The sequence below is a fragment of the Pseudomonas sp. o96-267 genome, assembly GCF_003935465.1.
GTDB lineage: Bacteria > Pseudomonadota > Gammaproteobacteria > Pseudomonadales > Pseudomonadaceae > Aquipseudomonas > Aquipseudomonas sediminis.
Genome location: NZ_RHQP01000068.1, coordinates 1 through 7445, shown reverse-complemented (window position 1 = coordinate 7445; position 7445 = coordinate 1). Strand labels below are relative to the sequence as shown.

Annotated in this window: 7 protein-coding genes; 6 read left to right on the top strand and 1 reads right to left on the bottom strand. The window is 63.0% G+C overall.

What is annotated here, in order from left to right; all coding sequences use genetic code 11:
* Nucleotides 1-315 precede the first annotated feature (315 nt).
* From EGJ86_RS24545 to EGJ86_RS24530, 4 genes are all read left to right on the top strand, one after another.
* Entirely contained in the window at nucleotides 316-609 is a 294-nt protein-coding gene (locus EGJ86_RS24545) for a co-chaperone GroES (RefSeq protein ID WP_017675400.1), read from the top strand.
* A gap of 48 nt (nucleotides 610-657) precedes the next feature.
* Complete coding sequence (gene groL, locus EGJ86_RS24540; protein WP_099526159.1) at nucleotides 658-2304, top strand: chaperonin GroEL; 1647 nt, start codon at nucleotides 658-660, stop codon at nucleotides 2302-2304.
* Nucleotides 2305-2512: 208 nt separating this feature from the next.
* The gene (locus tag EGJ86_RS24535; protein WP_125836926.1) at nucleotides 2513-3217 is read left to right on the top strand and encodes a lipopolysaccharide kinase InaA family protein; all 705 of its coding nucleotides are present in this window, start codon (nucleotides 2513-2515) and stop codon (nucleotides 3215-3217) included.
* A 358-nt stretch (nucleotides 3218-3575) separates the two neighbouring features.
* Nucleotides 3576-3812 (top strand): hypothetical protein, encoded by a 237-nt coding sequence (locus EGJ86_RS24530; RefSeq protein ID WP_099526161.1) that lies wholly within the window; start codon nucleotides 3576-3578, stop codon nucleotides 3810-3812.
* On the opposite strand, the gene EGJ86_RS24525 is transcribed toward EGJ86_RS24530, so the two are convergent.
* Nucleotides 3813-4541, bottom strand: coding sequence for a lysozyme inhibitor LprI family protein (locus EGJ86_RS24525; protein WP_125836925.1), 729 nt, complete (start codon nucleotides 4539-4541; stop codon nucleotides 3813-3815).
* 256 nt (nucleotides 4542-4797) lie between these two features.
* On the opposite strand from EGJ86_RS24525, the gene EGJ86_RS24520 reads away from it, so the two are divergent.
* Together EGJ86_RS24520 and EGJ86_RS24515 are read left to right on the top strand one after the other, a co-directional pair.
* A complete protein-coding gene (locus EGJ86_RS24520; protein ID WP_041980660.1) occupies nucleotides 4798-5529 on the top strand; it encodes a carbonic anhydrase in 732 nt (243 codons plus the stop codon).
* 84 nt (nucleotides 5530-5613) lie between these two features.
* Nucleotides 5614-7125 (top strand): SulP family inorganic anion transporter, encoded by a 1512-nt coding sequence (locus EGJ86_RS24515; protein WP_125836924.1) that lies wholly within the window; start codon nucleotides 5614-5616, stop codon nucleotides 7123-7125.
* Nucleotides 7126-7445: the final 320 nt, after the last annotated feature.

The window sequence follows — 7445 nt, the reverse complement described above, 5'->3', positions numbered from 1 at the left end:
CCCCCCCGCGCCGCCCCAGCCCCCCCCCCCCCCCCCGCGCGGCCCCCCCCCCCCCCCCCGCCCCCCCCCCGCCCCCCCCCCCCCCGGCTCCTACACACGTTCGCCCCTCTCTGCAGCACAAAAAATTTCACCCCCGCCCCTTGAAATGCCCTTGCCCGCCCACATGTAGCAGTCACCGCAAGGTGCCTGCCCCTGAGGCAGTCCAACTTTCGCGGTGCGCCCAGCGTGCCGCGCCCGGCCTCGCCGGATTTTACAAACCCGCCGACCAATCAAGAGTCGGCAAGTTGGCCATTCAATTGTTAGGAGAGATCGACAATGAAGCTTCGTCCTCTGCATGACCGCGTCGTGATCCGTCGCAGCGAAGAAGAGACCAAAACCGCAGGCGGCATCGTGCTGCCGGGTTCGGCCGCCGAGAAGCCGAACCAAGGTGAAGTCGTTGCCGTCGGTACCGGTAAGGTTCTGGATAACGGCGAAGTCCGTCCGCTGGCCGTCAAGGTCGGTGACAAGGTGGTATTCGGCCCGTACTCCGGCAGCAACACCGTCAAAGTCGACGGCGAAGACCTGCTGGTAATGGGCGAGAACGAAATCCTCGCTGTCGTCGAAGCCTGATTCCCACGAATCTCCGTTTAACCTTCAAGAATTTGAGGACTGATCAACATGGCTGCTAAAGAAGTCAAGTTTGGCGATTCCGCCCGCAAGAAAATGCTCGTTGGCGTCAACGTACTGGCCGACGCCGTCAAAGCCACCCTCGGCCCGAAAGGCCGTAACGTGGTTCTGGCCAAATCCTTCGGTGCCCCGACCATCACCAAAGACGGTGTGTCGGTTGCCAAGGAAATCGAACTGAAAGACGCCTTCGAAAACATGGGCGCCCAGTTGGTCAAGGACGTAGCGTCCAAGGCCAACGACGCAGCCGGTGACGGCACCACCACCGCTACCGTTCTGGCTCAAGCCATCGTCAACGAAGGCCTGAAGTCCGTCGCTGCCGGCATGAACCCGATGGACCTGAAGCGCGGCATCGACAAGGCGACCACCGCCATCGTTGCTCAGCTGAAAGACCTGGCCAAGCCGTGCGCTGACTCCAAAGCCATCGCCCAGGTAGGCACCATCTCCGCCAACTCCGACAGCTCCATCGGTGACATCATCGCCGAAGCCATGGACAAGGTCGGTAAAGAAGGCGTCATCACCGTTGAAGAAGGCTCGGGCCTGGAAAACGAACTGTCCGTCGTAGAAGGCATGCAGTTCGACCGCGGCTACCTGTCTCCGTACTTCATCAACAAGCCGGACACCATGGTTGCCGAGCTGGAAGGCCCGCTGCTGCTGCTGGTCGACAAGAAGATCTCCAATATCCGCGAACTGCTGCCGGTTCTGGAAGCCGTTGCCAAGGCTGGCCGTCCGCTGCTGATCGTGGCTGAAGACGTCGAAGGCGAAGCGCTGGCTACCCTGGTCGTCAACAACATGCGTGGCATCGTCAAAGTCGCTGCCGTCAAGGCTCCGGGCTTCGGCGACCGCCGCAAGGCCATGCTGCAGGACATCGCCATCCTGACCGGCGGTACCGTCATCTCCGAAGAAGTTGGCCTGTCCCTGGAAAGCGCCACTCTGGAGCACCTGGGTAACGCCAAGCGCGTCGTGCTGAACAAGGACAACACCACCATCATCGATGGTGCTGGTGCCCAGGTCGACATCGAAGCCCGCGTTGCACAGATCCGCAAGCAGGTCGAAGAAACCTCTTCCGACTACGACAAAGAGAAGCTGCAAGAGCGTCTGGCCAAGCTGGCTGGCGGTGTTGCCGTGATCAAGGTTGGCGCTGCCACCGAAGTCGAGATGAAAGAGAAGAAAGCCCGCGTTGAAGACGCCCTGCACGCTACCCGCGCAGCCGTCGAAGAAGGCGTGGTACCTGGCGGCGGTGTAGCCCTGGTACGTGCCCTGCAGGCCATCGACGGCCTGAAAGGCGACAACGAAGACCAGAACGTCGGTATCGCTCTGCTGCGTCGCGCTGTCGAAGCGCCGCTGCGTCAGATCGTTGCCAACGCCGGCGGCGAGCCGAGCGTAGTGGTCGACAAGGTCAAGCAGGGTTCGGGCAACTTCGGCTTCAACGCCGCGACCGACACCTACGGCGACATGATCGAGATGGGTATTCTCGACCCGGCCAAGGTCACCCGTTCGGCCCTGCAAGCTGCTGCTTCCATCGGCGGCCTGATGATCACCACCGAGGCCATGGTTGCCGAAGCGGCTGACGACAAGGCTCCGGCCATGCCTGATATGGGTGGCATGGGCGGTATGGGTGGCATGGGCGGCATGATGTAAGCCGACCGGCTCCCACGCAGCACAAAGAACCCCGCGCCCGTCGCGGGGTTTTTTATTGCTCGCGAAGCAGTCAGACCGATCAGAAGTTCACTGACATTTCCTGTGGACTCAGGAACGTTGTTTGCTTATGTTTTGTTACAAGCCTGAACAACGTAGTACGCGTTCACGAGACGAGCACTGCGCAAACCTCCAATAGAAGAAGAAAGACATGGCCCTTTGCAGCACGAGCGAAATTCCCCAGCAGGCATTCCAACACTGGTGGCAACAGCAAGGTGATTGGGTCGAAGAGCCCAACGTTCGTCGCGGCGGCGAAAGTGGTGTGCAGCGTCTGCTGGATGAAACCGGCGTGCTCTACGCCAAGAAACAGATCGGCCATATCTACCGCAGCCTGCTGCACCCGCAGGGGCGCCCCACAGTCCTGCGCGAACGCAAAGCCCTGCAGGCCCTGCCCTCTCTGGGCGTGATGGTGCCGCGGATGATCTATTGCGGTATCGATTATGACCAGCAGCAAGGCTGGCGCGGCCTGCTGGTAACCGAGGCATTGGAAGGCTTCGAGAACATCGAGCTCTGGTATGCCCAGGGCGGCCGTGAAACGTGCGGCGAGGCAGTGCATGCCCAGTTGCTGCAACTGGTTGGTGCGACTCTGGCACGCATGCACCTGGGACGCTGGCAGCACGGTTGTCTGTACGCCAAACACATCTTCGTGCGCATCGACGGCGAAACGCCGCAGGTGGCCCTGCTCGATCTGGAAAAAAGCCGTCGCCGCCTGACCCGCGTGCAGGCCGCTCAGCATGACCTGCCGCAGCTACGACGCCATAGCCCCTGGTCCGATGCCGACTGGCAACAAGTGCTGCAGGGCTATCGCCAGATATTCGCCGATGGCGCCAAAGGTCTCGGCACAGCTATTGCCTGAGTAAACGACTGCCGGCCCAGTGCCGGCAGTGCTTTATCCGCAATACCTCGCTCCATCCGCATTACCCCCACCAGGAAGTGGCTCTACCTCGCACCTTTGCGCCAGGTAACGAGAAAGGCTGCAGGCGACTGCACCTGCCAAGGCTGGCTGTTACAGGGCGCCGTGACCGGCACCTAAGGTTACGTTAAGACGTTACCTGCACCATTGTTGAACCAACCGACCAGGCCCGAGTCCCAGCACAGCCCCGGCTGATGCCAGCTACACGCTAAGACCGTTCGTCGCATGAGACGACGACGAGGCAATGGGTGATCTAGGTTTAGCAAACAGCGTTTGGCAGCGCTTTCAAGGGGTTAGCAAAATGAAATTAGAAATAGCACGAGGTTTGTTCCTTGGCCTCGCACTCAGCGTAACGGCAATCGCCGCCGCAGCCTGGCAGGAGCCCGGCCCACGCGTACTGGAAGCGCAAGCCTGCACCGCTGTGGAACCCTGCCCAACCGCGCCTTTGCGCAAGCAGGTACAGCCCGCAGCCAACCCGGACGCCAACCTGCTGGTGCTGATGTTCGGCCTCAGTGGCGCGATGAAGGGCGAGCACTGATCAACTCTGATCACCACGCACCACGGCCAATTGGCGGGCGCGGTCGAGCGTCAGGCGCACCAGGCAGTCGTAGCTGAATTCGCCGAACACCGAATAAGGCTGGTCCTCGCCATAGGGTTTGCATTCGGCATCACGCATCGCGATCCAGTTACGCTGCGCCTGGCGCAGTGCCGTACCCGCCTCGTCCGATAGCTGCCTCTGGCGCTCGCGGTAAGCCGCATTGAGCAGCGCATCGGCATCGCCCAACACCAACGCACTGATCCCGCCCAGCGCCATCAGGTTCTGCGGCAACGCCAGAGGCATCTCGGCGTTCCAGTTGTAGAAGCCATTGGTCTCGACCCGCAAACGCGCCGTGGGCCGGCTGTAAAAGTCGTCGTGATGCGGCTGCAGCTGGGTGCGATAGACCAGCTCCAGATAGATCGGGTCACTGGCACGTTCCGGTTTGGCCAGCAACGTCTGGTAGATCGGCTGCTGAGGACCGCTGCCCTCGTCGATGCTCACCTCGAAACAACTGTTCGGCGCCAGGCGTTCTCCCGGCTCTCTGGCCACCGGACATTTGCTGACGATAGACTCCTGATCGGTACCGAAAGCCTCGTCCAGCACGCGCACCAGCAGACGCACTTCCGGTGCCTGTGAGAAATCGGCGTGAACGACGGTGGCAGTGAGCGTACCTTCTGCGGCCGCAACAAGCGGCGACAGGCACAGAGCGAGCAACACGGGCATGCGCATGGATAACCTTCCCTGGCGATGAAAACGAGTCGGCATGATGCTTAGCACCGCGTTGCCTGACAAGCAGGCGGCCATGAAGGCGAGCAGTGGTTCTCGCAGCGCATCGGGCGACTGGCCAATAGTGGCGTTTTAGAGCCTCTCGTTCAGTTTTGATTAAGTAAGAATCTTTATCGTTGCCCTGGAAGTGACCAGCCGGTCACAGGCGTTTGGCTGGCAGTCGAGAACGTCACCGACGAACATCACAGGAGATGCAACGATGAACTCAACCGCTTCCCGAACCGGCAAGACCCTGCGCCCAGTTGCCAAGGACCAGGCCCAGGCCGCCCTGCACCAACTGGTGCAGGGCTTTCGCCGTTTTCGCCAGGAGGTCTACCCCCAGCAGCAGGCACTGTTCAAGCGCCTGGCCTCGGCGCAATCGCCCAGCGCCATGTTCATCACCTGCGCCGATTCGCGCATCGTCCCCGAGCTGATTACCCAGAGCGACCCCGGCACCCTGTTCGTCACCCGCAACGTGGGTAACGTGGTGCCGCCCTACGGACAGATGAACGGCGGCGTTTCCACGGCCATCGAGTACGCGGTACTGGCGCTCGGCGTGCAGCACATCATCGTCTGCGGCCATTCCGACTGCGGTGCGATGAAGGCCGTGCTCAACCCGGCCAGCCTCGACGACATGCCCACGGTGCGCGCCTGGTTGCGCCATGCCGAAGTGGCGCGAAGTGTGGTCGAGAGCAACTGCAACTGCGGCAGCGCCCACGAAACCCTCGGCGTGCTGACCGAGGAGAACGTGGTGGCCCAGCTAGACCACCTGCGTACTCACCCTTCCGTCGCCGCACGCCTGGCTAGCGGCCAACTGCACATCCATGGCTGGGTATACGACATCGACAGTGGCGGCATCCGCGCCTACGACGCCGCTTCGGGCAACTTCCTTGCGCTTGATGGCGACGAGCAGCCCTGCGCCACCCCGCAACCGCGCTACGCCAGCGCCTGATCCCCCACTTTCCAGAGCCTGCGCCCATCAAGGCGCGGGCACGGGCTGCGTTTGCCCACGCGTTGGGCAAGGAGAGATAACGCCATGAATGTATTTCGCACACTGCCACGGGACGCGCTGGCGTCCGTGGTGGTCTTTCTCGTCGCCCTGCCACTGTGCATGGGCATCGCCATCGCCTCCGGCATGCCGCCGGCCAAGGGATTGATCACCGGCATCATCGGCGGTCTGGTGGTCGGCTTCATCGCAGGTGCGCCGCTGCAGGTCAGCGGCCCGGCAGCCGGCCTCGCGGTGCTGGTATTCGAGCTGGTGCGCACCCATGGCATGGCTGCACTAGGCCCGGTTCTGCTGCTCGCCGGGTTGATCCAGCTGGTCGCCGGCACTCTGCGCCTGGGCGGCTGGTTTCGCGTCACCGCGCCTGCTGTGGTGTACGGCATGCTGGCCGGTATCGGCATCCTTATCGTGCTGTCGCAGGTGCACGTGATGATCGACGCTGCGCCCAAGGCCTCCGGCCTCGACAACCTGCTGGCCTTCCCCGGCGCGGTGCGTGATGCGCTGAGCCTGCTCGGCGGCAACGCCATGATCGCCGGTGCAGTAGGCCTCGGCACCATCGCCAGCATCTGGCTGTGGGAGCGTGTTCGCCCGGCGCCGCTGCGTTTTCTGCCTGGCGCGCTGGTCGGGGTGACGCTCGCCACCCTGACCAGCCTGTGGCTCGCGCTACCGGTCAAGCGCGTGGAGCTGCCAGCCAACCTCGGCGATGCCATCGACTGGATTACCCCGCAGGGCTTGGCCAGCCTGGCCGATCCACAACTGCTGATCGCGGCACTGGCGCTGGCCTTTATCGCCAGCGCCGAGACGCTGCTGTCTGCCGCCGCCGTGGATCGCATGCACGATGGCCCCCGTGCACGCTTCAACCGCGAACTGTCCGCCCAGGGCATCGGCAACATGCTTTGCGGTGCGGTCGGCGCCCTGCCGATGACCGGGGTGATCGTACGCAGCTCGGCCAACGTCCAGGCCGGCGCTCGCGGTCGCGCCTCGACCATCCTCCACGGCGCCTGGCTACTGGCCCTGGTCGCTCTGCTGCCTGTCGTACTGCAGAGCATCCCGGTGGCTAGCCTCGGCGCGGTGCTGGTGTACACCGGCTGCAAACTGGTCGACCCCAAGGCCATGCGCAACCTCGGCCAATACGGCCGCGCCCCGGTGTTCATCTATATCGCCACCGCGCTGTGCATCGTCTTCACCGACCTGCTGACCGGCGTGCTGGTGGGCTTTGGCCTGACTTTGCTGAAACTGGTGTGGAGCGCCTCGCGCCTGCGCGCGAAGCTGGTGCCCACCGGCCCGAACAGCGCCGAACTGCGCATGAGCGGCGCCGCCACCTTCCTACGTGTGCCACAACTGGCCAAGCTGCTGGCCAGCGTCGAACCGGGCACCCGCCTGCACCTGAGCCTGGCGCGGGTCAGCTATATCGACCATGCCTGCATGGAACTGCTGGAAGATTGGGGCCGCTCTGCGCGCGCCCAGGGCGGCGGACTGGAAATCGTCGAAGGGGCGGCGTTGAAACGCCGGGTAGAAGGCAGGCAGCGCACGGCATTAGCCTGAGCATCAGAACTTAGCGAAGCACTGCACGGATACAGCAAGCGAACTGCGGCGGCCTCCACAGCCACCCGCCCGATCTGCACGGCAACGGCGGCTGGCAACTGAGCCGCCGCAACGGCTGATTCAACGCAAAGCGCCATAGCCTTTCGGGCTATGGCGCAGAGCCATCATTTCGCAGTAAGGTCGGTACATTGCCCTTGCAAGGATGCCCATGGCCAGTAACCCCTCCCCCTCTCGCCAGCAGAATGTAGTGGTCTACTGATCCCGGACACCCATTTAGGGCGAGAATGCTCGCCATAGAGAGGTGTCTGATGACCAAGCAA